At 64.5% G+C, this 25,139-nt stretch carries 23 protein-coding genes; 4 read left to right on the top strand and 19 right to left on the bottom strand.

Annotated elements, in window-relative coordinates:
* Positions 1-67: 67 nt before the first annotated feature.
* The 9 genes from P3T42_RS00735 to P3T42_RS00695 all read right to left on the bottom strand — a co-directional run bounded on the left by P3T42_RS00735 (position 68) and on the right by P3T42_RS00695 (position 13,003).
* Positions 68-1,990 carry a PrkA family serine protein kinase gene (locus P3T42_RS00735; protein ID WP_074299372.1) on the bottom strand — a complete coding sequence of 641 codons (1,923 nt, stop codon included), beginning with the start codon at positions 1,988-1,990 and terminating at the stop codon, positions 68-70.
* A gap of 768 nt (positions 1,991-2,758) precedes the next feature.
* The gene (locus P3T42_RS00730) at positions 2,759-3,520 is read right to left on the bottom strand and encodes a 2-keto-4-pentenoate hydratase (RefSeq protein WP_074299374.1); all 762 of its coding nucleotides are present in this window, start codon (positions 3,518-3,520) and stop codon (positions 2,759-2,761) included.
* Between the two features lie 305 nt (positions 3,521-3,825).
* Positions 3,826-5,628: a methyl-accepting chemotaxis protein gene (locus P3T42_RS00725; RefSeq protein ID WP_429304885.1), complete on the bottom strand. Its 1,803-nt coding sequence runs from the start codon at positions 5,626-5,628 to the stop codon at positions 3,826-3,828.
* 374 nt (positions 5,629-6,002) lie between these two features.
* Positions 6,003-7,055, bottom strand: a complete 1,053-nt coding sequence (locus P3T42_RS00720; protein WP_074299378.1) for a LacI family DNA-binding transcriptional regulator — start codon at positions 7,053-7,055, stop codon at positions 6,003-6,005.
* Between the two features lie 142 nt (positions 7,056-7,197).
* Positions 7,198-8,256, bottom strand: coding sequence for an ABC transporter permease (locus tag P3T42_RS00715; protein WP_429304884.1), 1,059 nt, complete (start codon positions 8,254-8,256; stop codon positions 7,198-7,200).
* Positions 8,253-9,848 carry a sugar ABC transporter ATP-binding protein gene (locus tag P3T42_RS00710; protein ID WP_429304883.1) on the bottom strand — a complete coding sequence of 532 codons (1,596 nt, stop codon included), beginning with the start codon at positions 9,846-9,848 and terminating at the stop codon, positions 8,253-8,255. The genes P3T42_RS00715 and P3T42_RS00710 overlap by 4 nt, the downstream gene beginning before the upstream one ends.
* A 331-nt stretch (positions 9,849-10,179) precedes the next feature.
* A complete protein-coding gene (locus tag P3T42_RS00705) occupies positions 10,180-11,136 on the bottom strand; it encodes a sugar ABC transporter substrate-binding protein (protein WP_429304882.1) in 957 nt (318 codons plus the stop codon).
* 273 nt (positions 11,137-11,409) lie between these two features.
* Complete coding sequence (corA, locus tag P3T42_RS00700; protein WP_074299385.1) at positions 11,410-12,387, bottom strand: magnesium/cobalt transporter CorA; 978 nt, start codon at positions 12,385-12,387, stop codon at positions 11,410-11,412.
* A gap of 175 nt (positions 12,388-12,562) precedes the next feature.
* Entirely contained in the window at positions 12,563-13,003 is a 441-nt protein-coding gene (locus tag P3T42_RS00695; protein ID WP_429304881.1) for a hypothetical protein, read from the bottom strand.
* Between the two features lie 273 nt (positions 13,004-13,276).
* Here P3T42_RS00695 and cydX point away from each other — a divergent pair, with 273 nt between their 5' ends.
* The gene (cydX, locus tag P3T42_RS00690) at positions 13,277-13,435 is read left to right on the top strand and encodes a cytochrome bd-I oxidase subunit CydX (RefSeq protein ID WP_429304880.1); all 159 of its coding nucleotides are present in this window, start codon (positions 13,277-13,279) and stop codon (positions 13,433-13,435) included.
* A complete protein-coding gene (locus P3T42_RS00685) occupies positions 13,432-14,013 on the top strand; it encodes an AAA family ATPase (protein WP_429304879.1) in 582 nt (193 codons plus the stop codon). Before cydX ends, P3T42_RS00685 begins: the two co-directional genes overlap by 4 nt.
* 176 nt (positions 14,014-14,189) lie before the next feature.
* Here P3T42_RS00685 and P3T42_RS00680 read toward each other — a convergent pair whose 3' ends face one another.
* The 3 genes from P3T42_RS00680 to P3T42_RS00670 form a co-directional block, all read right to left on the bottom strand.
* The gene (locus P3T42_RS00680; protein ID WP_074299393.1) at positions 14,190-15,287 is read right to left on the bottom strand and encodes a saccharopine dehydrogenase family protein; all 1,098 of its coding nucleotides are present in this window, start codon (positions 15,285-15,287) and stop codon (positions 14,190-14,192) included.
* Between the two features lie 257 nt (positions 15,288-15,544).
* On the bottom strand, positions 15,545-16,009 hold the full coding sequence (locus tag P3T42_RS00675; protein ID WP_429304878.1) for an Lrp/AsnC family transcriptional regulator: 465 nt from the start codon (positions 16,007-16,009) through the stop codon (positions 15,545-15,547).
* A 51-nt stretch (positions 16,010-16,060) separates the two neighbouring features.
* A complete protein-coding gene (locus P3T42_RS00670; RefSeq protein WP_074299397.1) occupies positions 16,061-16,945 on the bottom strand; it encodes a LysR family transcriptional regulator in 885 nt (294 codons plus the stop codon).
* Between the two features lie 197 nt (positions 16,946-17,142).
* Here P3T42_RS00670 and P3T42_RS00665 point away from each other — a divergent pair, with 197 nt between their 5' ends.
* Positions 17,143-17,601 (top strand): Spy/CpxP family protein refolding chaperone, encoded by a 459-nt coding sequence (locus P3T42_RS00665; protein ID WP_074299399.1) that lies wholly within the window; start codon positions 17,143-17,145, stop codon positions 17,599-17,601.
* Positions 17,602-17,737: 136 nt separating this feature from the next.
* Entirely contained in the window at positions 17,738-18,175 is a 438-nt protein-coding gene (locus P3T42_RS00660) for a PGDYG domain-containing protein (RefSeq protein WP_429304877.1), read from the top strand.
* A gap of 67 nt (positions 18,176-18,242) precedes the next feature.
* Here the strand turns inward: P3T42_RS00660 and P3T42_RS00655 are convergent, their stop codons facing one another.
* The 7 genes from P3T42_RS00655 to P3T42_RS00625 all read right to left on the bottom strand — a co-directional run bounded on the left by P3T42_RS00655 (position 18,243) and on the right by P3T42_RS00625 (position 25,060).
* Positions 18,243-18,608, bottom strand: a complete 366-nt coding sequence (locus P3T42_RS00655) for a DUF3022 domain-containing protein (RefSeq protein ID WP_429304876.1) — start codon at positions 18,606-18,608, stop codon at positions 18,243-18,245.
* Positions 18,609-18,667: 59 nt separating this feature from the next.
* Positions 18,668-19,561: a YhfC family intramembrane metalloprotease gene (locus tag P3T42_RS00650; RefSeq protein ID WP_429304875.1), complete on the bottom strand. Its 894-nt coding sequence runs from the start codon at positions 19,559-19,561 to the stop codon at positions 18,668-18,670.
* Positions 19,562-19,621: 60 nt separating this feature from the next.
* A complete protein-coding gene (locus P3T42_RS00645; protein ID WP_429304874.1) occupies positions 19,622-20,800 on the bottom strand; it encodes a LacI family DNA-binding transcriptional regulator in 1,179 nt (392 codons plus the stop codon).
* A 19-nt stretch (positions 20,801-20,819) separates the two neighbouring features.
* Positions 20,820-21,785, bottom strand: coding sequence for a 2-hydroxyacid dehydrogenase (locus P3T42_RS00640; protein ID WP_429304873.1), 966 nt, complete (start codon positions 21,783-21,785; stop codon positions 20,820-20,822).
* 4 nt (positions 21,786-21,789) lie between these two features.
* The gene (locus P3T42_RS00635) at positions 21,790-23,073 is read right to left on the bottom strand and encodes an MFS transporter (protein WP_074299412.1); all 1,284 of its coding nucleotides are present in this window, start codon (positions 23,071-23,073) and stop codon (positions 21,790-21,792) included.
* Positions 23,074-23,121: 48 nt separating this feature from the next.
* Positions 23,122-24,126: a sugar kinase gene (locus P3T42_RS00630; RefSeq protein WP_429304872.1), complete on the bottom strand. Its 1,005-nt coding sequence runs from the start codon at positions 24,124-24,126 to the stop codon at positions 23,122-23,124.
* Positions 24,127-24,289: 163 nt separating this feature from the next.
* Positions 24,290-25,060: a sugar phosphate isomerase/epimerase family protein gene (locus P3T42_RS00625; protein ID WP_429304871.1), complete on the bottom strand. Its 771-nt coding sequence runs from the start codon at positions 25,058-25,060 to the stop codon at positions 24,290-24,292.
* Between the last annotated feature and the right edge of the window lie 79 nt (positions 25,061-25,139).

The raw sequence follows: 25,139 nt of genomic DNA, 5'->3' as shown, positions 1-25,139 counted from the left end.
AACTTGCGCCTCGCAAGGTGCCCGCGCATTCCTGCGCGGGCGGCACGCTCTTCGTCTCATGAGGCAATCACGATGACTTGCGCACGCGCAGATACCAGTCGCACAACAGCCGCACCTGCTTGGGCGTGTAGCCTTTCGCGACCATCCGGTTGACGAAGTCTTCGTGCTTGCGCTGCTCCTCCGCCGATCCTTTGGCATTGAACGAAATCACCGGCAAAAGTTCTTCCGTGTTCGAGAACATCTTCTTTTCGATCACGACGCGCAGCTTCTCGTAGCTGATCCACGCCGGGTTCTTGCCTGCGTTTGCCGCTCGCGCGCGCAGAACGAAGTTGACGATCTCGTTGCGGAAGTCCTTTGGATTGCTGATGCCAGCGGGCTTCTCGATCTTCTCCAGTTCCGCATTCAGCGACGCGCGGTCGAAACTCTCGCCGGTGTCGTGGTCGCGGAACTCCTGGTCCTGGATCCAGAAGTCGGCATACGTGACGTAACGATCGAAGATGTTTTGTCCGTACTCCGAATAGGATTCCAGATAGGCAGTCTGAATCTCCTTGCCGATGAATTCCGCGTAGCGCGACGCAAGCACGTCCTTGATGAAGGACAGGTACTTCTGCTCGGTTTCCGGTGGGAACTGCTCGCGTTCGATCTGCTGTTCGAGCACGTACATCAGATGCACCGGGTTCGCCGCGACCTCGGTTGAATCGAAGTTGAACACGCGCGAAAGGATCTTGAACGCGAAGCGGGTCGACACGCCGGTCATGCCTTCATCGACGCCGGCGAAGTCGCGGTACTCCTGATACGACTTGGCCTTCGGATCGGTGTCCTTGAGATTTTCCCCGTCATACACCTGCATCTTCGAGAAGAGACTCGAATTCTCCGGCTCCTGCAAACGCGTCAACACCGACATCTGCGCCATCATCTTCAGCGTGCCGGGCGCACACACCGCATTGGCCAGCGAAGAATTGCGCAGCAGCTTCTCGTAGATCTTGATCTCTTCGCCGTAACGCAGGCAATACGGGACCTTTACAACGAAAATCCGGTCGAGCAGTGCCTCATTGTTGCGGTTATTGCGGAATGCCTTCCACTCCGACTCGTTCGAGTGAGCCAGAATCACGCCGTCGAACGGGATCGCACCGAAGCCTTCCGTGCCTTTGAAGTTGCCTTCCTGTGTGGCGGTCAGTAGCGGGTGCAAGACCTTGATCGGCGCCTTGAACATTTCGACGAATTCGAGCAGGCCCTGGTTCGCGAGACACAGGCCACCGGAGTAGCTGTACGCGTCGGCGTCGTCCTGGGCGTATTGCTCGAGCTTGCGGATATCCACCTTACCCACCAGCGACGAAATGTCCTGATTGTTTTCGTCACCGGGTTCCGTCTTGGCAATACCGATTTGCCGCAGGATGGAAGGATAGCGGCGCACCACGCGAAACTTGCGGATGTCGCCGTTGTACTCGTGCAGCCGTTTGACGGCCCACGGGCTGAGGATGCTCTTCAGATAGCGGCGTGGAATGCCGTACTGCTCTTCAAGGATCGGACCGTCTTCGTCGTAGTCGAACAGACCGAGCGGCGACTCGTTCACGGGCGAGCCCTTGATCGCATAGAACGGCACGCGTTCCATGAGTTGCTTCAGACGTTCGGCGATCGACGATTTGCCGCCGCCAACCGGGCCAAGCAAATACAGGATCTGCTTCTTTTCTTCGAGCCCCTGGGCCGAGTGCCGGAAGTACGCGACCACCTGCTCGATCACGTCTTCCATTCCGTAGAACTCACGGAATGCGGGGTATACCTTGATGACCTTGTTCGCGAAGATACGCGAGGTGCGCGGATCGTTGCGAGTGTCGATCTGTTCGGGTTCTCCGATTGCCGTCAACATGCGTTCGCCAGCTGTAGCGTACGCGGCGGGATTGTCTTTGCAGAGCGCGAGATACTCCTCGAGCGAGAGCTCATCTTCTCGCGTTTTCTCGAAGCGGGTCGCGAAACTGCTGTAGATATCCATGCTACCTCCTCGCCAAAGTCTAGACCGATGTCGTGCGCGGCGCGCTAATCGGAAACGACATCGCTCGAATTCATCCTAAACCCTTTTAAATTTTTTTTCACGGACTACGTGATGAAAATCGTGCCGTGTTGCCCTCCCTACAATCCTCACTTGGAAACACAGATTCGGTCACCTACAATCTTCGACCGGATTGCCCAGGATTGCAGCCATCCCTACTGCTATCTTGCATGAAACGTCTTGCGTCCCGGCAGCGGCGCAAAGCCGCGCTGTCATTGCAACGTTGCTCGCGCAGATTCAAACGCGTCGACTGCGCAAGCCTCGTTGTCTGCCCTATTCTCTGCCGCCGAATTACTTCGCGCTACACCTGCATGTCGTTCGTTGTACCTGCGCTTTTTTCCTCAACGCGCAGCGCAAGGTTTTCGTGCACACGTTTCGCGCTGTGTTACATGTTGGGCAGCCTGGCTTGCGCACAGCACCCGATTGGTTCGTCCATGCAGCGCACGTTTCGTTCACCCTCCATTGCACGCAAACGTACGGTGTCCGACCATGACGCGCGATATCCACAACGCGCTCATGGTCGGCCACTTTCATAACGGGATGTCGGCGGCTCGCGCGCCGGCTTGCATAGGTGTATACGGGTAGGGAGAAGGCTTGGATGCGCCGCCGGCGACAAGGTGGCCGGGCGCGCATCGCTTGAGGTGCCGGCACGGTCTGCCGGCATGCTTGATGAATGGACGACGCGACCGGGCTGGCGCCCGGCCCCGTGTATCAGGTCAACTCGATCTCGACTTCGCCCAGCCCGTCGATATGGCCATGTACGATGCCCGCCCGGTCGACCCGGTGCGCGCCCACATAGGAACCGGTGGTAATGGTCCATTCCGGTTCGATCGTAATGCCCATGGCGGCGCAATGGTTGACGAACCACACCAGCAGTTCGCGCGGATCGCCGACCGGATTGCCGGATGCTTCCGGCACCAGCGACGTGCCGTCGAATGTCAATTCCAGTTCCGGCGAGACGAAATCGAACGTGCGCGCGAATCCCGAGTAGGCCACCGGATGTCCGGCGATCAGCGCGCCGTTGTTCTGCGCGTCGGCCAGTTGCGCGAGCGGGGCGATATTGGGCCACTCGCTGAAGCGGCTATCGACGATCTCGATAGCCGGCAGCACCACGCCGACCCGCGCGAGCACCTCGTCGCGCGCATAGGCCTCGCCGCGCGGCTCGATCGCCTCGCTGAAGCGGAACGCAATCTCCAGTTCCAGCAGGACGCGGAAAAACCCGCCGTGGGCGATGCGCGCGGGCGACCCGAACACCTGCGAAGCCGGAATAGGCGCCCCCGAGGCCGCCCCACCCGGCGCCTTCGCGCCGATTTTCCACGCGCCGGTCGACTGGCCGAGCCCGGCGATGACCGCCTGCTGGATCGCGTAGGCGGTGGCGGCGTCGGGCGGCAGGCTGTCGGGCGGCGGGGCGTCGATCAGGCGGTGCTGCCTGCGCGCGTCAACGAGGCGTTGCGCGAGGTCGTGTGGCGTCATGTCGGTCCTTTCTGGCTGGCGCATTGAATGGTGCGGAATGGCATGAGCGGAGCCGGGCGCTGCCGCACGGCGCAGCGTTCCAGGCAGGCGAAGCGCGGCGCAACCTGCCGCGCCGGATCCAGTCACCCGCCGAGGCTACCCGGAGACAAGCGTAGTCGCGCCCGTCAATGTACCGGATCGCGAGTCGTACCGGGTCGCTTACTACGCTGACAATGAAAAAAGACCACGGTTGCGTACGCAACCGTGGTCTTCGCCGGTCAGTCTCAAGTTGCCCGTTACGCCGGGTTCGCTCAAGCAAACGCCGCTCAGAACGTTTCCCAGTCGTTGTCGCCGCCGGCCGCAGCGGGCGCCGGGGCTTTGCCCGGCGAGGGGCCTTTGGCCGGCGCCGGTGCACTAGCGGTGCCGGCCGCACCTGACGCGCTTGCAGCGGAAGCGGCTGTCGGCGTCGCAGCCGGCGCTGCCGCCGCTACCCGAGCCCGCGGCGCCGCAGCCGCAGCCGCCTTACGCACTGCAGGCTTCGCAGCCGGGCGATGCGCGATCGGAGCGGCGGGCGCCTTGAACGCCCCCTCTTCGAGCTGGAACACCGCCACGGCGGTGCGCAGCTTGCCGGCCTGATCTTCGAGCGATTGCGCCGCCGCAGCCGCCTCTTCCACCAGCGCCGCGTTCTGCTGCGTCACTTCGTCCATCTGCGTGACGGCGCGCGCCACCTGTTCGATGCCGCTGCTCTGCTCCTCGGAGGCCGCGGCGATTTCGCCCATGATGTCCGTGACGCGCTGCACCGCGCCGATGATCTCGGTCATCGTGCGGCCCGCCTGGTCGACCAGCGCCGAGCCGGATTGCACCCGCTCCACCGAGGTGTCGATCAGCTCCTTGATTTCCTTCGCCGCAGCCGACGAGCGTTGCGCAAGGCTGCGCACCTCACCGGCCACCACCGCGAAGCCGCGGCCCTCTTCGCCGGCGCGGGCGGCTTCGACCGCCGCATTAAGCGCCAGAATGTTGGTCTGGAAGGCAATGCCTTCAATAATCGAAATAATGTCGGCGATCTTCGCGGAACTCTGGTTGATGTCGCCCATCGTGCCGACCACCTGGCTCACCACCGCGCTGCCCTTGTTGGCAATCTCCGAGGCGTTGGCCGCCAGCGAACTCGCCTGGCGGGCGTTGTCGGCATTCTGCTTCACGGTGCCGGTCAGTTCATCCATGCTCGACGCGGTTTCCTGCAGCGCCGAGGCCTGCTCTTCCGTGCGCGAGGACAGATCGATGTTGCCCGCGGCGATCTGGCGTGTCGCCGTGGCAATCGATTCGCTGCCGCCGCGCACCGAACGCACGGTCTCGGTGAGGCTGCGCTGCATCTTCGCGATGCCTTCGAGCAGTTGGCCCATTTCGTCGCGCGAGGTCACGATCACCGGGCGGCGCAGGTCGCCGGCGGCGATCGCGTCGAAATGCTCGAGCGCCTCGCCAAGCGGCCGGCCGATCGAGCGGCTGAGCGTCAGATACGAAAACAGCGCCGCCACCAGCCCGACGATCACCGCGACGATGCTGATCAGGCGAAACGTCTCGAAGTTGCTCTGGGCAACGTCGAAGCCTGCCTGCGCCTGGGTGAACTGGGACTTGCGCAGGGCGTCGTCGGCGGCCGACAGATCGTTGTATTTGACTTGCAGGTCCTTCGCGGCGGCGACGACCTTCGACTGGTCGGACCCGGCCACGATTGCGGCAAACCCGTCCAACGACTGATGCAGCGTGTCGCGTTTGGCCGATACATCCTGGGCGAGGTGGTCTTCCTCCGCGCCGCGCGGCAGATCGGAATATTTCTTCCACCAGGCGTCCGAGATGGTGCGCATGGCGCGCGCCCGCTCGACCGTCGCCGCCACTTCCGGGGTCCCGAACAGGAACGCCGCACGATCGAGCGCGAGACGCTCGCGCGCCGCGTAGAGCTCGGCGTTGCCGATATCGACGGCGCTCGGCATCTCGTTGCTGAACGTCTCGTGATGGGCGTCGTTCGAGCGGCTCATGCCCGTCAGACCGAGAATCCCGATGGCCAGCAGCAACGCGGCGAGAAAAGCCATCGTCAGACCAATTCGTGCCTTGATGGTGATGCCCTTGTTCAACATGCTTATTCCTGTGACGTATCCAGTGGAGGGTGAGCGTGGCGCGAAGTGCTACCTCGATCTGTCCGGCGCTTTAAAGAATCGGCGCTCTAACAGGCGTTTACGGCACTGAGATCCCATACTTAAAGTTTTTATATGGTCTGAGGAATATGGCGGGGAAAGTTTGTATGAATTACAACGAAGCCGGCGGGGGCGAATGAGGCGGCGTGGGGAAGCTTCCTGGGGAGGCTTGCGGGGATGGCGCGTCGGGTTCAACGCGCCCCCGGATGGAGGGTCAGGCGGCCGGGCAAGGCTGCGCGGCCGCGTAAGAGCTGACTTTGCGCCGGCGCTTCTGCCGCAAACCGCCAGCCGGGCCGCGGCAACCCGTGCTCACACCTTTACACCGCTATGCCGTGGCGGCCCGCCCCGGCCCCGGCGCCCGCCCATGCCGCCGTCGATTCGCGCACGATCAGCCGCGGCGCGACCACCCGCCGGCGCGCCGGTGCGCCGGCCGTGCCGGCGGCGGTGCCGGTGATCCGCTCGATCAGGGTCTGAGCCGCCATCTCGCCGAGCGCGCGTACCGACTGCCCCACCGTCGAGAGAGCCGGATAGGTGAAACGCCCCAGTTCGATATCGTCGAAACCGATCACCGAGCAGTCGCGCGGCACGTTGATGCCGCGCTCCGCAGCGGCGCGCAAGGCGCCGATGCCCATCATGTCGTTGCCGGCGAAGATCGCCGACGGCATCACCGTCTCGAACAACTGGCTCGCCGCGCGATAGCCGCCGGTGCCCGAAAAATCGCTTTCGACAATCCCGCCCGGCGCAATTTCGATGCCGCGCTCCGCCATCGCGCGGATAAAGCCGTGCACCCGCATCGCGCTGACGGCCGTGGCAACCGGCCCGGTAATGCAACCAATCTTCACGTGGCCGAGTTCGAGCAGATGGCGCGTAGCCAGGTAAGCGCCCTTTTCATGGTCGATCTGCACCAGATCCGCCGAGAGTCCCTCGATATTGCGGTCGACCACCACCAGCGGCTCGCGCGCGTCGGCCAGCGCCTGGGCGAGCACGGCGTCGTCGCCGGCCGAGGCCACGATCAGTCCGTCGATGCGCTTTTCCTGCAGCACCCGCAAATAGTTACGCTGCTTGGCGGGATCGTCGTCGGAATTGCAGAAGAACACGCAGTAACCGTTGCGCGCGCAACCGTCCTCGATACCGCGCGCCAGCTCCGCGAAATACGGGTTCGTGCTGTTGGGCACCACCAGTCCGATCGTCGCGGTCGCGCGCGCCTTCAGCGACCGGGCGACCGCCGACGGCACATAGTGGAGTTGACGGATCGCATGTTCGACTTTTGCGCGCACATCGGCCGACACTGGCCGCGAGTTGTTCACGACGTGTGAAACCGTCGTGAACGACACGCCTGCCACGGCCGCTACATCCTTGATGGTCGCCATAACCTGTTGCTCTCCTGCCTGTTTTTCCCGTCAGCGGGTGCGACCTGCACCGTACCGGGCGTTTGCATCAATGACAGATCCAACCTGCTCTATCCACGCACTGCCTTCCCCGCTTGCCTGCTGCCACGCCGGCACACCCCGCCTAGACCCGCTTGCGGCGGCTGCGATAGGTATCCAGCACCACCGCCACCACGATCACCGCGCCGGTGATGATGCGTTTGGTGGGTTCGTTCGCGCCGATCTGCGCGAGCCCCGCCGCCAGCACCGAGATGATCAACACCCCGAAGAAGGTGCTGATCACCGAACCCCTGCCGCCCATCAGACTCGTACCGCCGATTACGACCGCCGCGATCACCTGCAGTTCGATGCCGTCGCCCGCATTCGGGTCGGCGGCTTCGAGCCGCGAAATCTGGAACAGCGCCGCGAGCCCGGCGAGCGCCCCCATCAGCGCAAACACGATCACCTTGTACGGGCGCGGATTGACGCCCGCGAGCCGCACCGCTTCCTCGTTCGTGCCGATCCCCACGAGGTAACGGCCGAACACCGTGCGCGTGAGCACCAGATGCGCGACCACCATCACCGCCACCGCGATCAGGAAGGCCGGCGAAATGCCGAAGGCAATCGGGTTCGACAGCACGTCGAAGGCGTCGCCGATATAGGCGGTGCGCGAGTTCGTCATCTGGTACGCAAGGCCGCGCGCCGCTTCCAGCACGCCGAGCGAAACGATGAACGACGGAATCCGCCAACCCACCGTGATCCCGCCGGTCACCGTGCCGGTCAGCGCGGCCGCTGCCATTCCGAGGACGGCTGCCGGCAGCGGCGCCCAGTGCCACTTCAGGGCCGCCACGCTGACCACCGACGCGCCCAGCGCCAGCACCGAGCCGACCGACAGGTCGATCCCGGCGATGATCAGCACGAAGGTCATGCCCACCGCCATCACGACCAGGTCGGGAATCTGGTTGGCAATCGTGCTGAACGTGTCGTAGGTCAGAAAGTGCGAGCTGAGCAGCGAAAACAGCACGATCATCGCCAGCAGCGCACCTGCCAGACCGAGGTAGTTCGAAAATCCAAGGCGCGTGCCCGCCGGCTTGCCGCTCGCGAGCGGCGCGGACGGATCGGCCACCGGCGCTGCGCCCGCCGCGCCCGGGTTGACCTGGGCGCTGCCCTGATTGCCGCCCGGCGGGACCGGTCGCTTCGTCATGACAGACTCCCTGCTTCGTTGGTGTCGACGGCGTGCAGCAGCGTCTCGCGGGCGCGGTAGCCGGCAAAGGCCGCGGCCAGCAAGGCGTCCTGCGTCCAGCCGGCGCGTTCGAACAGGCCCGTCATGCGCCCGGCCGACATCACGCCGATGCGGTCGCAGATCAGCATCAGCTCGCGCAGGTCGCTCGACACCACGACCAGCGCGCGGCCCTCGCGAGCCAGCGCGCCCATCAAGCCATAGATATCGAACTTCGCGCCGACGTCGATGCCGCGCGTCGGTTCGTCGAATAACAGCACGCGGCAATCGCGCGCGAGCCAGCGGCCGATCACGACCTTCTGCTGGTTGCCGCCCGACAGCTCGCCGACAATCTGCCCCGGCCCCGAACTGCGGATCCGCATGGCTTCGATCTGCTTTTGCGCCAGCGCGTTTTCGCGCTTCGCGTCGACCACGCCATGACGCGCCACGCTGCCGATATTGCCGAGCGAAACATTGGCCGCGATCGGTTGCGGCAGCAACAATCCTTCGCCCTTGCGGTCCTCGGTGATGAGCGCGATGCCGAGGCGCACGGCGTCGGTCGGCGAGGCGATCTGCACCGGCGTCGGTGCGGCGCCCGGCGTGGCCGCCAGCGACACCGTGCCGCTGTCTTTCAGGTCGGCGCCGAAGATGAGCCGCATCAGCTCGGTGCGGCCCGCGCCGATCAGACCGCTCACGCCGAAGATCTCGCCCGCGCGCACTTCGAAGGACACGTCGTTCACCACCGTGCCGCGCGTAAGGCCTTCGACCTTCAGAAGCGGCGCGCCGATGTTGCGCACGCCCAGGTCGATCCGCTCGCCCAGCTCGCGCCCCACCATCAGCGTGACGATCTGGTCGCTGGTCAGCGCGTTCATGGCCTCGACCTTGACCAGCCGGCCGTCGCGCAGCACGGCGACCCGCTCGGCCACCCTCGCCAGCTCCTCGAGCCGGTGCGAGATATAGACCAGCGCCACGCCGCGCGACTTGAGCCGCTCGATCTGCTCGAACAGCAGATCGACTTCGCGGGCGGTCAGCATCGCGGTCGGCTCGTCGAGGATCAGCACGCGGCAGTCGCCGATCAGGTTGCGGGCGATCTCGACCATCTGCTGATGGCCGATGCCCAGCTCGCCGACCAGCGTGTCCGGGTCGATCGCTTCGAGCCCGACCTGCGCCATCGCAGCGCGCGCGTCTTCGCGCAGGCGGCGCCGGTCGATCCAGCCGAAACGCAGCGCGCCGGCCTGCGGCAGGCGGTTCAAAAACAGGTTTTCGGCCACCGACAAGGTGGGCAGCAGATTCAGTTCCTGCATCACCATGCGCACGCCGAGCGCCTCGGCTTCGGTGCGACTGGCCGGCGCATACGGCGCATCGGCCAGACGCATGGTGCCGGCGCTCGGCGCCACGAGCCCGCCGACGATCTTCGACAAGGTGCTCTTGCCTGCGCCGTTTTCGCCCGTCAGCGCCAACGCCTCGCCGGCAAAGAGCGAAAGTGCAACGTCGGCGAGCACGGGTTCGGCATAGGTCTTGCCAATCCCCGTCACGGACAATACGGCGGGCAGTGCGTCGTGAGCGGTCGATTCCATCGCGATCCTGGTTCCGGGGCGGCCTCGCATGAGCTTCAGACGGACGACCGCCGGCTGAAGCCCGTGTCGGGCGACCACGTGTCATGCCGGCTCAAGGCAGGTCATGCGCTGGGCTTCCAGCGCACCCCGTCCCGCCGCGTCCGCCGACATGACGCTTATCTCTGGAATAACGGCGGCAGCGCGGCTTTCTTGAGCGTTTATTGAATTGACGCAAGCCGGTGGTCCGAACGGCCCGTCCGGGCGGCCCGGGCGTCCCGTCCAAACCGCAAGGCGCGAGCGCGCCGGACTGCTGCGCGAGCGCGCGCCCTGCCTGTCTTAAGCTGAGCTCAGCTTATTTCGTGACCAGATCGACCGGCGTTTCCACCACGCCGGACAATTCGGATTGCTTCTTGTGCTCGCTCAAGGCCTTGAGCGCCGTATCGATGCCGAACACGGCCTGCTTGGCCGCGTATTGATCGGCGGTGGCGAGCACGCGGCCGTCCTTCAGCATCGGCTTGATGGCGTCGATGTCGTCATAGCCGACCACGTAGACCTTGCCCTGCTTGCCGGCCGCGCGCACGGCCGAGACTGCGCCGATAGCCATGTTGTCGTTGCCGCACAGCAGCGCCTTCAGGTTCGGATATTCGTTGAGCATCGCCGAAGCGACCGCGTTGCCCTTGTCGATTTCCCACTCGCCCGACTGCACCGAGTCGATCTTCGCGCCGACCTGCTGCATGGCCGCCTTGAAGCCGGCGGTGCGTTGCTGCGCGTTGGTGGTGGTCGACACGCCTTCGACGATGGCGACTTCGTCGCCTGCCTTCAGCTTCTTCGCCAGGTAGTCGCCAACCTTCTGCGCGCCCTTGGCGTTGTTGGGGCCGACGAACGGCACGTTCAGGTCCTTCGACTTGAGCACGTCCGGATCGAGCTGGTTGTCGATGTTCACCACGATGATGCCGGCATCGACCGCTTTCTTGACCACCGGCACCAGCGCCTTCGAATCGGCCGGCGCCAGCACGATCACATCGACCTTCGAGACGATCATCTGCTCGACGATCTGGATCTGGGCCGCCGTGTCCGTCTCGTTCTTGATGCCGTTGGTGATCAGGTCGAACTCGTTGGCGTTGTGTTTCTGATAGTCCTTCGCGCCGTTTTCCATGGTAAGGAAGAACTCATTGGCGAGCGACTTCATGACGAGCGCCACTTTCGGCTTCTTCGCAGCCTGCGCGTAAGCCGGCGAAAAAGGCAGCGCGGCAGAAGCAGTCAAAGCAACAGCGGCCGCCAGGACGCGGCGGCGAATGCGGTGGTCCATGCACATCTCCAGGTTTATGGGCTCGGTATGAGCCGTGTTTTTAACTTCGCGCAAACGTTTGCGAGGCCCATTCTCAAGGCAGCCAGTTGCCGGTGTCAACGAGTTGCACTGTTGCACTGCACAGGCGGCTGGTCCGTTGCGTGCCGTCGCTGCTGGTTTGCCGCCGCCTGCAAGCTTTGCCGGCGGCGGGCCGTTAATGCTGGACCGATATTGCGCAGGATGCAAGCAGAACACCGGGCGGGCTTGAGGTTATGCGTGGCGATGGGTAGTGAATTAGAGCCAGCCGGCCTTGCGGAAGCGCCACCACAGGAACAGGTCGACCGTGAACATCACGGCGAGGCAGGCCGGATAGCCGTACTTGTAGTGCAGTTCGGGGATGGTCTGAAAGTTCATGCCGTAGATGCCGGCGATCATCGTCGGCACGGCGAACAGGGCGGCGAAGGAGCCGAGGCGCTTGGTCACCTCGCTCTCGGCCAGCGAGATCATGCCGAGGTCGACCTGGATCGCCGTGACGATCATTTCCCGGCGGCCGTCGATGGTCCGCACGATGCGTTCGAGATGGTCGTAGATGTCGCGAAAGTAGGCTTCCATCCCTGAGCACACCTGCGGAACGCGGCCGCCGCCCAACTTGCTGATCGCTTCCTGCAAGGGCGCGACGTGATGCTGCAGGCTCACGAGCCGGCGCTTGAGCGAATACAGGTCCTCGATGATCGCGCGCGACGCGCGCAGGTCGTTCTTGACGAAGATCCGGTCTTCGACCTCCTCGATTTCGGCGCCGAGCGCCTCGAGAATCGGGAAATAGCGATCGACGATATCGTCCGCGAGCGCATACAGCACAAAGCCCGCGCCTTCCTTGAGCAGCTTCGGCTCGCGCTCGCAGCGCGCGCGCACGTCGCTAAAGCCGAAGCGGGTGCGGTGACGCACGGAGAGCACGTAGTTCGCGCCGACGAAGACGTCGACCTCGCCGATCAGCAGTTCGTGATCGTCGTCCATCTCGACCGTGTGCATGACCGCGAACAGCGACTCGCCGTACTCCTCGATCTTCGGGCGCTGATGGCCCAGCAGCGCGTCTTCGACAGCCAGCTCGTGCAGGCCGAACTCTTCTGTCATCACGGCGAGTTCTTCCGGACTCGCGTCCTTGAGCGCGACCCAGACGAAGCACTCGGGCCGCGCAACGTATTCGCTGATGTCTTCGATCGGGATGTCGGCGAGTTTGCGGCCATCCTGGTAGGCCGCGCAATTGATCAGCATGATGTGGATTACCTTGAAGACAGCGCGGATTGGCGCGCCGTCGCGGTGGTGCCTGACCGCGACAGCGTGCCTGCGCGTTTGAACACATGACAGCCGCCATGTTAGCGGTTTTGTGTGTCACGGATGTCCGCGAATTGTCACTGCGGCGGAACGCAGCCGCGTGCAACGGGAAAGTTTATTGTGCTACCCGGTGCAGCTCGATGCGGTGATCGGCGTTGAAGCTGGCCGATGCGCGGCTCGTGTAGCGGGTGTCGGCCGTCACCACGAAGCGCATTTCCACAATCGGATCGAACTGCGTCGAGACCGCGATGCGGTGCGCGCCGGGACTCAGGTAGAAGACGACGTGCTCGCCGTTCAACAGGTCGGTGACCTGCTCGCCGTCCACGTACACGAGCGCATCGCGAAAGCGGACGACCAGGTCGCGCGAGCGTTCGCGCCGCACGTCCACGGCGACGAGCCCGTCGCCCGGCTGGGTGTAGCCCGCCTTGACGATGCGCTCCGCCGGCACCGGCTTGAACGCCACCGGCTCGGCCGGTTCCGAGGCGCAGGCGGCAAGGCAGGCGAGCACCACGGCCAGCACTGCGGCTCTCCAGGTGACCAGCAGATGCTTCGGCATGGTGCGTCTCCCCTTTTTATGGATGTGGCGTGCGATGGAGCCAGTGTTTTGCCATCATAGCAACGCCCCGCCAATCCGCCAGCCTGGCCGAATGGCCTACCCCTCGCCCACTTGCGCGCGACCTGCAACTTGTTCATGATCGTGACATAGGCGCGGCCCGCCGCTCGCCGGCCACGCAGACTCACGCACACATCGCACCACCGCTGCCTGGCTTCACCCACGAGCCGATGCACGCTGCATCGAGTATCCCCGACTTCGATCAAGGAGACTGCAATGTGGTACTTCAGCTGGATTCTCGGTATCGGCGTGGCGCTCGGCTTTGGGATCATCAACGTGATGTGGCTCGAAGCGAGCGGCACGTTCAGCCGTGACGCGGTGCCGAACGACCCGGCTGCCAGCCCGGTTGTCGCGAGCGGAGACAAGCATTTGTGACGTACCTGGTTTTTATCTGCGGACATGCAGGCACGGGCAAGACCACTCTCGCCAGACGGCTGATCGCCCCGTTGATGACGGCAGCCGGCAGCGCGTTCTGCCTGCTCGACAAAGACACGCTATACGGCGGCTACAGCGCCGCCGCGATGGGACTGCTGACCAGCGATCCCAACGACCGCGACAGCCCCCTCTTCCTTCAGCATCTGCGCGACCCGGAGTACCGCGGCCTGATCGATACCGCGCGGGACAACCTCGCACTCGGCATCGGGGCGCTGGTCGTCGCGCCGCTCTCGCGTGAAGTGCGCGAGCGCAAACTGTTCGATCGGGCGTGGCTGGGTGTGGGTGACGATGTCGAGATTCGCGTGGTCTGGGTGAGCACGTCGGAAGAGACGGCGCGTCAACGGATCCTCGAACGAGGCGATCCGAACGATGCCTACAAGCTCGCTCATTGGGACGAATACCGGCAACGCCGTTTCGTGCCCAGTGCCGAAAGCAGCGTGGGCCTGTTGAAGTTCGACAATACCGCGCCGGATACGCAGGACTACGATGCGCTGCTGGCGCGGATCGTGGGTGCGTAGCAGCGTTGTGGACCGGCCGCCACCGGCACCGCCGGCTTAGGCGCACAACTGCAACTGCAAAAACAGGGCGCCCCCGATAAACGGGGGCGCCCTGACAGCCCTCTACGGGGCCGTTCCTTCCTGCCTCCTGCCGACTACTCCCTCACGGCCCTCGGACAGACTCGTGAGCGCACGGCTCAAACCGTCGCCATCGCGTCGAGCGACTGCCCTTCATACAACTGACCGAAGCGGTTCGCGAGGAAATCGCGCAGCGACACCTGCTCCTGACGCACGAACCCGCGCTGCGGCAACTTCTTCTCGCGGAACAGATCCAGCACGGCGCACATGGCGCCTGCCGTGGTGATCTGGATTGCGCTCATCGGCACACCGCAGACCGTCTTCGCGAAGATCTTGCGCGTGAATACTTCCTCCACCAGTTGACCGTCGCGCATCCCCGTCACGGTGATGAAGACGAGCACGACGTCCTGCGCGGTCGACGGCACCGAACGGCGCATGATCGCCTTGAGGTTGTCGCGATCGGTCGCGAGGCGCAGGTCCTCCAGCAGGAACTTCATCAGTTCGCGATGGCCCGGATAGCGAACCGATTTGTAGTCGAGCGTTTCGACGCGGCCTGCCAGGGTCTCGCACAACGTGCCGAGGCCGCCGGAGGTGTTGAAGGCTTCATATTCGGTGCCGTCGAGCGAGAAGTGCTCGAGCCCTTCGAGCGGCTGCACCCATTGCGTACGACTATCGCGGATTGCTTCGCACGGCTGGCAGTATTCGTTGATCAGGCCGTCGACGCTCCACGTCAGGTTGTACTTCAGCGCATTGGTCGGGAATTCCGGCAGCGCGCCGACGCGCATCTTGACGTCGCGGATTTCCGTGAAGCGGTTCGCCAGTTCATGCGCGGCGATGCCGATAAAGCCCGGCGCCAGACCGCATTGCGGCATGAACGCGTGATCGGATTCGTCGGCGATCGCGCGGATCGCGGTGGTGGCGCGCACGTCTTCGGTCAGGTCGAAGTAATGAACCCCGGCGCCCTTGGCCGCGGTCGCGACGTTCACGGCCAGGTAGTACGGCAGCGCATTGACCAGCGCGTCGAAACCTTGGACGGCGGCGCGCAGCGCGGCGGCGTCGGCGGAGTCCACGCGGCGGGTCGGGATGCCTTGCTCGGCGAGCTTGTCGAGCGCCGCCTGATCGCGGTCGAACGCGACGACTTCGTAGTCCCCGGTTTCGCGCAGCATATGAGCGATGGTGTGACCGATCAAACCTGCGCCAACGATGGCAACTTTCATATGCTTCTCCTTGTTCTGTGTATGTCTGCAGCTTCGGAAGTGCGCGGCGCCTGGCGCTGCGCATTGCTGAAGGCTGAACCCTTGCGACACAGTTTAGGGAGAAGCAAAAACAGTTTATAGGCGCAAAGTGCTGCGCTATGACCAGCTATTTCGACGATATGACGATGCCAGACGTCAAATCGTCGAAAATGCATAAAAGCGGTGTAAACGGCGGGGTGAAAGTGAGCGGCAATAGCGACTTCTGCCCGCCTCTCCCCTCACCCCCCAATCATCCCCCGATCGATCTTGCGCGCCAGAATGATCGACGTCGTGGTTCTCTCGACGCCCTCCAGCGTGCCGATCTGATCGAGCAGGTCATTGAGCCTGTCCGGCGAATCCGCGCGCAGCCATGCGACGTAATCGAACTCGCCGCTCACCGCGCACAGCAACTGCACCTCGGGCATCTTGCCGAGGCGCTTCTGCACATCCGGTCCATGCTTCGGCGCAATGATGATGCCCACATAAGCATAGATGCTCGCATCGAGCACATCCTGGCCAAGTCGCACGCTGTAGCCGGCAATGACGTTGGTGCGTTCGAGCCGCGCAATGCGCGCGATCACCGTCGTGCGCGCTACGCCGAGTTGGCGCGCAAGGTCGGCCACGCTTTCGCGCGCATTGACCTGCAGCAGCGCAACGAGGTTGCGGTCGAGGTCGTCGAGTTGATCGAGGCGCGGTGGTCTCATCGAAGGCAATCTTTTTTCAAAAGGTTGAACAGCGTGCAGCGGATTATCCCATCACGCCCCAAACCGTTCGATCACGAAGTCAATGAAGCTCGTCAGCTTCGGCGTGGCGCGGCGGTCGCGCGGGTAGATCAGATGCACGGGCGCGCCCGGCGGCAGATAGTCCTCGAGCACCGACACCAGCTCGCCGCGGGCAATCTCTTTCGCGAGCAACGCCTCCGGCTGCAACACCAGACCGAAGCCGCGCAACGCCGCCACCTTGAGCGCCTGCCCGTTGTTCGCGCGAAACCGGCCGGCCCGTAACGGACTCTCGCCTTGCGCGTCGCCGTTCAGGCGCCATACGCCCTCGCGGCCCCAATGCAAAAAACCGAGGCACTCGTGCTGCGCCAGATCGGCCGGCGTGCGCGGCGTGCCGGCTCGCGCCAGATACTCGGGGGACGCACACGCCCGCATCCGGTAAGGTTTCAGCGGCCGCGCGACAAAGCTTGAATCCGCCAGCCTGCCGATCCGCACGGCCGCATCGAAACTCTCTTCGACGAGATCGATCACCCGGTTCGACAGATCGAGTTCGAGACTCACGTCCGGCCATGCGTTCAGGTAGTCGGTCATCGCCGGCGCGAACACTTCGACGCCATAGGTCAGCGGCACCGTCACTTTCAGCACGCCGCGTGGCGCCGCGGTCATCGCCTCCGCAAGCGACTCGGCCTCCTTCACATCAAGCAGAATGCGCCGACACTGCTCGTAGTACTGACGACCAATCTCCGTCAGACTTTGACGGCGCGTCGTCCGCGTCAGCAGCCGGGTGGCGAGCCGCGTCTCCAGCGAGCGAATATGTTTACCAACCATTGCCGACGAAATATCGAAGCGCTCCGCTGCGGCCGTCAGGCTGCCTGCCTCGACCACGGCCACGAAGATCTCCATGCTGACCAGTTTGTCCACCCGCGTTTCCTGTTCGTTTCGGTTGTAAGCGTTTGTCGCAACGTAGACGCATTGTAGGGATATCGTGATACTAATAGCGAGCTTGGCAAAGCGGGCATTCGGACCGGCCGACAGGCAAGACGCCATCTGCATGACCCGCGCCTCGACCACGCGCTATTTGCGCTGTATCCGAATACGAACGAACATCAGGAGTTTCGATGAAAAAAGCACTGGTAATCCTGGCTTCCACGCTCGCCATGAGCGGCGCCTTCGCACAGACCGCCGCACCGGCCTCGGCGCCTGCCGCAGCGTCCGCAGCAGCGGGCAAGCACGAACGCAACGTCGAAGACCGCATTGCCTATCTGCACTCGCAGCTCAAGATCACCCCGGCGCAGGAACCGCAGTGGAACGCTTTCGCAGACGTCATGCGCAGCAACGGCGAGACCATGGGCGCACTGTTCAAACAGCGTCAGGATGCGGGCGCCCAGTCGGCACTCGACGACATGAAGCAATACGCAACCATCGCCCAGGCGCATGCCGACGGCATGAAGAAGCTGGTCGATGCGTTCGAGCCGCTCTACAGCAGCCTCTCGCCGGACCAGAAGAAGCTGGCCGATCAGACCTTCCATCAAGGACCGCATAACGGCGGCAAGAAGCACGGTAAGGCGCCGCAGTAAGACAGTGAAGCGGTGAGCTCCCCTGCGAGATCCGGACGCTTCCGGTAAGCTCCCTCCAACGCCTGCCCTCACCGGCAGGCGTTGTGCTTTATGCTTCTCGCATTATTCGGCTCTTACCTTATCGGCACCCCGCTTCATGATCGAACTCAAGAACCTCGACCTGCGTTCCGACGCGGCCGCTCAACGTGTCGTCAAGGATGAAACCGTGCTGGTCGAATTCGCCGCCGGCGCTGGCGAACTGATGAGCCTCGAAGGCCCGAATCGCTATGCGCCGCGCGATGCGCTGGTGACAGGCTCGACCGGCGACCGCTGGGTGGTGTCGCGCGATCGCTTCGATGCGAAGTACGTCCCCGCCGAAGCCGCGCTCATCCACGGCGAACCAGGCCCCTACCGGAACCGTCCGGCGGTCGTGCTGGCGCGGCAGATGACCGAGCCGTTCTCGCTGGCGCGCTCCGCGGCCGGCGGCGACGTGCTGCGAGGCACGGCCGGCGACTGGGTCATGCAATACGCGCCGGGCGACTATGGCGTCGTGCAGGCGGCGCGCTTTGCCAAGGTGTATCGAACGGTGGAATGAGGTTGCGCGGTGCGCAAGTCAACAGCGCCCCAGGGCGGCAAGCCGCCGCCCCGGCTTTGCCGCGAATTCACGCGAACTGTTCGTCGAGTTCGATCGTGACTTCGCGCGGCACCGCCTCGCCGTTCGCGTACTGCTCTTCCAGCGAGCCGATGGTCGCTTCGACATAGGCGCGCAACACCGCAAAGCTGCGCCCGCGCTGCCGCGCCGGCATTGCCCGGTAACGCGCCAGCACTGCGGGCGTCATCACCACCGTCACCGTAATGCGGCGTGCCGCCGCGCCGAAGCGCATCGCCACCCAGTGCACCGCCAGGGTCGGCGTGCCATCCTCGGCCGCACGCTGGATGAATTGCGTCTGCTCGGGAAACAGGTCGCTGATGACTCGCGCCAGCTCTTCGAAGTCGGGGCTCGCGCAGTCGTATTGGTAGGCTTCCATTTTGATGGACCGAAAGTTGAAAATCGCCAGAGGGTTTGTGCTGCGTGCTCAGGTCCGCTTCAGGCCCGGGTGGGGGTCCGGGCCTGGGTCGCTTGCGCCTCGCGACGGAACATCCTGACCAGCACGCCGGCCACGATCAGCGCCAGCAGCGCATACAGGCCGTCCACCGCGTAGAGCGGCACGAGCTTGGCCTGAAACAGCGCGGCGGGTCCTTCGACGAGCGCATGCGCCACGATCGCCAACGGCAGAATCCCGCGCCAGCCGGCTCGTATGCCGCGCCACATCAACACTGACAAGCCGATCTGCAGCACCAGCGACGCCACCCGCTCCAGCACGAAAATGCCCGCCATCTGCGGCGACAAGGTGGCGAGAATCAGGTGGATACGCATCATCGAGTCGACCGGGACGTTGTCCAGATAGCTATCGAGCTGGCCGCGGTTTTCCACCACGGCAAACACGATCCACTGTATCTCAACCAGCACGCCGACAATCCATGCCTCGGCGCCGCCATGGCCGATGCCGTAGCCGAGCGCGGTGCTGTCGCCGGTCGAGGTGGGGGGCGCTTTGCGGACTATCCTGCTCGCCGTCTTGCCGGCCACCATGCCGGGCGGCGTGGCACTCGTAGGACTCGCTGTCGCCCGTCGCCACATCAGGCGCATCGCGACGAAACGCCCCACCTCCTGGCAAACGCCGGCAATCAACGCACCGTAGATGACGAAGTTCAGCGGATGCGACAGCCACGCGGCGGTGGTCTCGTTCTGATGCAGCACGAAGCCGTTCACCGCGCGTTCGATCACCATGGCGCACAGCGCAAACACGGCGATGCCCGCGATCGTATCGCGGCCGTTCAGGCCTAAGGGACGGCGCAGGCGCCGGAACAGCACAATCGGTAAAAGGGCGACGAACAGCGTCGCGAGGGCGAGACAGGTAAGCGTGAGGGGTGCAACGACCATGGGTTTCCTTGCGATGACCGGCGCGCACCCGCTGCGCGCCGCAGCCCGAATGATCGCAGATCAGCGCGAAGTTGACGCGCGCACGATCAATTCGCCGGGCAGCAGGCAGTCGCGAGCAGCCGACTCCACCCCGTCGATACGCTCGTGGAGAAACTCCACCGCGCGGTAGCCGATCTGATAGGTTGGCTGACGGATCGTCGTGATGCCGGCGAATTCGGCCCATTCGGGGTCGTCGACGGAGAGGAGCGCGATGCGCTCCTGCCAGCGTGCGCCATGACGCGCATTCAGATGCCGGGCGAGACAGAGCGCGACCGGGGCATTGGCCGCGAACAGCGCGACACGCCGCGTGCCGGTCGCTTGCGCGGCGCCGGGGACAAGGCTCGGATTCGCGTCGGACCGGGTACCGTGTGCGAGATCGACGCTCACACCAGGCGTCACGTCCGGAGCCGCGCCCGCTGCGAGGTGAAGCGTCACACCGGGCGACACCTCGAAAGCCGCATCCACCGCGCGATCCAGTTCGGCGAGCGTCTGTTCGAGCGCCGCCGCATCGCCCAGTTCCAGCACCACCGTATGGCCGCGAGCGCGCGCCTGGCCGCCGATCGCCGCACGAAACGCCGCTTCGCGCAAGCGGCGCGAACTGACCCGCTCGAACGGCTGCACGACGAACCAGATATCGTCGAAACCGCGCTCGAGCAGATGATGCGTGGCCAGTTCGACCGCCGCCGTATTGTCGAGCCCGACCATATCGGCGACCAGTCCGTCCACCATCCGGTCCACCAGCACCGCCGGAATGCCGCCCTCGCCCACCGGCCGCAAGGTTTCTTCGCGCACGCCAAGCGCATTGACGATCACGCCTTCCACCCGGTAGGTGGTCAGCAGTTGCAGATAGCGGCGCTCCATCTCCACTTCGTTGGCCGCATGGCAGATCAGCGGCATGTAGCCGAGCGCCTGACAAGCCGCTTCGACGCCCTGCAGCACTTCGACCGAATACGGGTTGGTCAGGTCCGCGACCAGCATGCCGATCAGCCGGTTGCGGCCGCGCTTCAGACCGCGCGCCATCTGATTGGGCTGATAGTCGAGCCGCTCGATTGCCGCCTCGATGCGTGCGCGCAGTTCCGGCGACAACACGCTCAACTCGCCGTTCAGATAGCGCGAAATGCTGGTCTTGCCGGTGCCGGCTTCGCGCGCCACGTCGGTGATGGTGGCGCGGCGCGGGGCGACGTTGTGCGGGTTGGTCACGGCGGGCTCACTTTCATTTTTACTTGCGCAGGACGTCGCGGTTCACGACGTTGCGCGTCAGCGTTCCGTCGAGCGCGGCCACCAGGTTCTCGGCTGCGTTCAACGCCATCGCATGGCGCGTCTCGTGGGTCGCCGAGCCGATGTGCGGCAGCGCCACCACGTTGGGCAACGACAGCAGCGGCGAGTCGACCGGCAGCGGTTCGGTTTCGAACACGTCGAGACCGGCGGCGTGGATCGTGCCGTTCCGCAACGCTTCGATCAGCGCCGCTTCGTCGACCGTCGCGCCGCGCGAGGCGTTGATCAGGATCGCGCTCTTCTTCATCGCACGCAGTTCGGCCGCGCCGATCAGATGCTGCGTCTCGGGCGTGAGCGGCACCTGCAGGCAGACGAAATCGGCGCTCGCCAGCAACTCGGCGAGCTCGACGCGGCGCGCACCGTAGGCGTGTTCCGCCTGCGGGTTCGGGCTACGGTTGGTGTAGAGCACCTGCATGTTGAAACCGAGCGCGGCACGCCGCGCCACCGCGCCGCCAATCCGCCCCAGCCCGACGATGCCGAGCGTCTTGCCCTGCACCTCGACGCCGAATTGCGCCGGACCGACGCTGCCCTGCCATTGTCCGGCCTTCACCCAATCGGCCAGTTCGACCACCCGCCGCGCCGTGGCGAGAATCAGCGAGAACACCGTGTCCGCCGTCGATTCTGTCAGCACGTCCGGCGTATGCGCGAGCACGATGCCGCGCTGCGTGAGATCGGGCACGTCGAAATTGTCGAAGCCCACCGAGATGGTGGACAACGCCTTGAGCTTCGTCGCGCCGTCGAGCATGGCGGGCGTGATCTTCACGCTGGCGCCGATCGCGCCGTCCGCGTCCCTGAGCGCCGCGACGAACGCGTCATGTTGCGCGGCATCGGCCTGTACGACCTCGACGTGCTTGTGCAGATACGCGAGCACATCGTCGGGCAGCGGCTTGTAGGCGACAATCTTTTTCATCAGCTTATTTTCCTTGCAATGGAGTAGCGACGAGCCTGGCCGAGGCCGACGGTTGCGGCTTCACAGCCAGCGTCAGAATCACCGCGGCGACCAGCGCCGCGCTCATGAAACCATACGATGCAGCGGGCGAGCCGGTTGCTCCGTTCAGATAGCCGACCACATACGAGCCGACGAACGAGCCCAGCGCGCCCATGCCGTTGATCAGGGCCATCGCACCGCCGGCGACGTTCTTCGGCAGCAGTTCCGGCACGATCGCGAAGAACGGTCCGTAGGGCGCGTACATCGCCGCGCCGGCGACGACCAGCAGCGCATACGAGATCCAGAAATGCGTCGGGCCGATTGCATAGGAGGCGGCAAACGCCACCGCGCCGATCAGCAGAAACGGCCAGACAAAGACCTTGCGACGATTCAGTTTATCCGATGCCCACGACGCCGCCAGCATCGCGAGCGTCGCGGCGAGATACGGCAGCGCCGAGAGCCAGCCGGTTTCCACCATGCCGAGCGTCGAACTGTTCTTCAGGATGGAAGGCAGCCACAGCACGAATCCGTACACGCCAATGCTCCAGCAGAAATACTGCGCGCAGAGTTTGATCACCGCTGCCGAACGGAAGGCTTCGCCATAGTTGCGCACCGGTTTGATGGTGGCCTGTTCGGCGCGCAGCGTCTCGGCGAGGTCGTCCTTTTGCTGCTGCGTGAGCCACGACACCTGAGCCGGCTTGTCCTGCACGATGAACCACCAGCAGACGGCCCAGAGGATGGCGGGCGCACCTTCGGCGATGAACATGTGGCGCCAGCCGAACGAATGCACCAGATAGCCCGACACCACCGACATCCACAGGACCGTCACCGGGTTGCCGAGAATCAGGAAGGTATTGGCGCGCGAGCGCTCGCGTTTGGTGAACCAGTTGCTGATAAAGACGAGCATGGCCGGCATCACGGCCGCTTCGACCACGCCGAGCAGGAAGCGGATCACCATCAGCGACGGAATATTGCTGACGATGCCCGTCAGCGATGCGCAGCCGCCCCACAGGATCAGGCTCCAGAACACCAGCTTCTTGACGCTGCGGCGTTCCGCGTAGATCGCGCCGGGAATCTGGAAGAAGAAATAACCGAGAAAGAACAGCGCGCCGATCAGCGACGCGAGGCCCTTGCTGATGCCGAGATCCTGATTGATCCCGGCCGCGGCCGCGAAGCCGAAGTTCGCGCGGTCGAGGTACGCGAGGCTGTAGGTGATGAATACGATCGGCATGATCGTCCACCAGCGGCGAATCGCAAGCGATGAGGTCATGGTTGTCTCCTCCAGTCCCATTCCAGTCTCAAGCAAGAGGGTGGCTATCTACGCCAGCGTCTCCGGCATCTTTCCATGAACCCCTGCTACGCCGGACGCGCAAGCGTCGGCGTGTTCCAATGCATCGAGTTCGGCGCGGGTCGGCAGGCCTTCGGAGTCGCCGATCACCTGGATCGCCAGCGCGCCGATACGATTGCCGCGCGCCACCGCTTCCGGCAAGGTCCGCCCTTCGAGCAGCGCACTGACGACGCCGACCGCAAAACCATCGCCGGCCCCCACCGTGTCGACCACCTTCGCGACCGGCTGCGCGGCGACCACGCCCGCGTCGTCCGCCGTACGGAAATACGCACCACGGGCGCCGAGCTTGACGATCACGCCACGCGCGCCGCGCTCCAGATAGAAGCGCGCGATATCTTCAGGCTTCGTATAGCCGGTGAGAATCTCGCCTTCGCCGATGCCCGGCAGCACCCAGTCCGCCAGTTCGGCCAGCGCGTTCAGACCTTCGACCATCGCCGCCCGCGAAGGCCAGAGCGTCGGGCGCAGGTTCGGATCGAACGAGATCGTTTTGCCCGCTGCCCGCATTTCGCGCGCCAGCAGGAAAGCCAGTTCGCGCGACGAGGCGGAAATCGCCGGCGCAACGCCGGTCAGATGCAGATGCCGCGCCGGCAACACGTAGGACGACGCGTAGTCGTCCGGCGACAGATGGCTCGCCGCCGAGCCTTTGCGGAAGTACTCGACCGCCGGGTCGCTGCCGTCGTCGTTTTTCGACTTGAGCTGAAAACCGGTGGGATAGCGCTCGTCGGTAACGACGCGCTGCTGGTCGATCCCTTCGCGGTTCAGTGTTTCGCGCACGAACTGGCCGAACGAATCGTTGCCGACCCGGCTCATCCAGCCCACCTTGAAGCCGAGCCGCGCGAGGCCGATCGCCACATTCAGATCGGCGCCGGCGACGCGCTTCGTGAATTGCCCGACGCCGGCGAGCGGTCCTGTTTCGGCGGCGACGAACATCGCCATGGCCTCGCCGTAGGTGATGACATCGAGTGTCGGATTCATCTGCTCTCCTGATCAAGCGGGTTCATGATGCTGCCGGTTCGTCCGGCTCGCGTCTGGTTGGCGTCTGGTTGGCGTCTGGTTGGCGTCTGGTTGGCGTCTGGTTGGCGTTCGGTTCGCGTTTGGTCGCGGACGACTTGGTTGTCCGGCGCTCGTCGACAAGTCGCTAGGCCGCGGCCAGCCATGCCACGTAGTGCGCGGCGTCCGCGGCAACGCGACTCGGATCGAACGGGAATTCGATGCCGCGCGGCACCTCGCGCGGCAGCAGTTGCAGCACGTCGGCGCACAGCGGATCGTCAGCCGCCGGAGCCGCCGCAAAGCGCCGCGCGCCCTCGCCCACCACGGCCTTGCAGTGGATGTATTCGACATGCGCGGCAAGCTGCCGGGCGGCATCGCGTGGCGCAACGCCTGGCCACTGCCAGTTGCCGATATCGAAGGTCATGCCGAGCGCAGCCGCGCAGCCCTCGCGTTCCAAAGCCTCGAACAGGCCCGCGAACTGCGCGATCAGGCCGCCTTCGCGCAACTGCCCGTTTTCGATCACCAGACGCGCGGTGGATCCACGCACGCAGGCGGCGATTGTTGCGCCGTTGGCGTGGGCATCGCTGCCAAACCCGCCCAGTTGCAGCTTGACGAAACGCGCGCCGAGCGCTGCTGCTTCATCGAGTGCGAGCCGCAGCGCGGCTTCATCGAGCTCGCCCACTGCCGTGTAGAGGGTTGCGGGCGTCGAGTAAACCGACCACATGCCGTGCGCAGCGATCGCTTCGCCCAGCGTGCGCAAGGCCGGCAAACCGGCCTGCGCCTCAGACGCAAACAGCTCGCGCCGCACCTCGAACGCCGTCGCGCCCGAGCGCGCCACCATCTCCAGCCACGCCTCATGGCCGTCGCGCCGGATGGCGTCCGCACCGAAAGCACTCGCGACGATCACTACTTCGGACATGTCGAAATCACCTTTCGTTGTCCCGCTTCCCGACCAATGGAACCGGTTCCATTTAATTGTTTAAAAAAAGCGCCGACGC

The sequence above is a fragment of the Paraburkholderia sp. GAS38 genome, assembly GCF_050434965.1.
In the GTDB taxonomy this organism is placed as follows: Bacteria; Pseudomonadota; Gammaproteobacteria; order Burkholderiales; family Burkholderiaceae; genus Paraburkholderia; species Paraburkholderia phenazinium_A.
Note: the sequence above shows the minus strand (reverse complement) of the source record. Positions and strands in the feature narration are given on the sequence as shown.

Excerpts from the sequence above, each read along its gene's own strand:
- P3T42_RS00695 (WP_429304881.1), bottom strand. The coding sequence starts at position 13,003 with ATGCCGAAGCATCTGCTGGTCACCTGGAGAGCCGCAGTGCTGGCCGTG.
- corA (WP_074299385.1), bottom strand. The coding sequence starts at position 12,387 with ATGCTGATCAATTGCGCGGCCTACCAGGATGGCCGCAAACTCGCCGAC.
- P3T42_RS00625 (WP_429304871.1), bottom strand. The coding sequence starts at position 25,060 with ATGTCCGAAGTAGTGATCGTCGCGAGTGCTTTCGGTGCGGACGCCATC.
- P3T42_RS00650 (WP_429304875.1), bottom strand. The coding sequence starts at position 19,561 with ATGGTCGTTGCACCCCTCACGCTTACCTGTCTCGCCCTCGCGACGCTG.
- P3T42_RS00640 (WP_429304873.1), bottom strand. The coding sequence starts at position 21,785 with ATGAAAAAGATTGTCGCCTACAAGCCGCTGCCCGACGATGTGCTCGCG.
- P3T42_RS00720 (WP_074299378.1), bottom strand. The coding sequence starts at position 7,055 with ATGGCGACCATCAAGGATGTAGCGGCCGTGGCAGGCGTGTCGTTCACG.
- P3T42_RS00630 (WP_429304872.1), bottom strand. The coding sequence starts at position 24,126 with ATGAATCCGACACTCGATGTCATCACCTACGGCGAGGCCATGGCGATG.
- cydX (WP_429304880.1), top strand. The coding sequence starts at position 13,277 with ATGTGGTACTTCAGCTGGATTCTCGGTATCGGCGTGGCGCTCGGCTTT.
- P3T42_RS00655 (WP_429304876.1), bottom strand. The coding sequence starts at position 18,608 with ATGGAAGCCTACCAATACGACTGCGCGAGCCCCGACTTCGAAGAGCTG.
- P3T42_RS00705 (WP_429304882.1), bottom strand. The coding sequence starts at position 11,136 with ATGGACCACCGCATTCGCCGCCGCGTCCTGGCGGCCGCTGTTGCTTTG.
- P3T42_RS00735 (WP_074299372.1), bottom strand. The coding sequence starts at position 1,990 with ATGGATATCTACAGCAGTTTCGCGACCCGCTTCGAGAAAACGCGAGAA.
- P3T42_RS00675 (WP_429304878.1), bottom strand. The coding sequence starts at position 16,009 with ATGAGACCACCGCGCCTCGATCAACTCGACGACCTCGACCGCAACCTC.
- P3T42_RS00680 (WP_074299393.1), bottom strand. The coding sequence starts at position 15,287 with ATGAAAGTTGCCATCGTTGGCGCAGGTTTGATCGGTCACACCATCGCT.
- P3T42_RS00715 (WP_429304884.1), bottom strand. The coding sequence starts at position 8,256 with ATGACGAAGCGACCGGTCCCGCCGGGCGGCAATCAGGGCAGCGCCCAG.
- P3T42_RS00635 (WP_074299412.1), bottom strand. The coding sequence starts at position 23,073 with ATGACCTCATCGCTTGCGATTCGCCGCTGGTGGACGATCATGCCGATC.
- P3T42_RS00725 (WP_429304885.1), bottom strand. The coding sequence starts at position 5,628 with ATGTTGAACAAGGGCATCACCATCAAGGCACGAATTGGTCTGACGATG.
- P3T42_RS00660 (WP_429304877.1), top strand. The coding sequence starts at position 17,738 with ATGATCGAACTCAAGAACCTCGACCTGCGTTCCGACGCGGCCGCTCAA.
- P3T42_RS00665 (WP_074299399.1), top strand. The coding sequence starts at position 17,143 with ATGAAAAAAGCACTGGTAATCCTGGCTTCCACGCTCGCCATGAGCGGC.
- P3T42_RS00710 (WP_429304883.1), bottom strand. The coding sequence starts at position 9,848 with ATGGAATCGACCGCTCACGACGCACTGCCCGCCGTATTGTCCGTGACG.
- P3T42_RS00730 (WP_074299374.1), bottom strand. The coding sequence starts at position 3,520 with ATGACGCCACACGACCTCGCGCAACGCCTCGTTGACGCGCGCAGGCAG.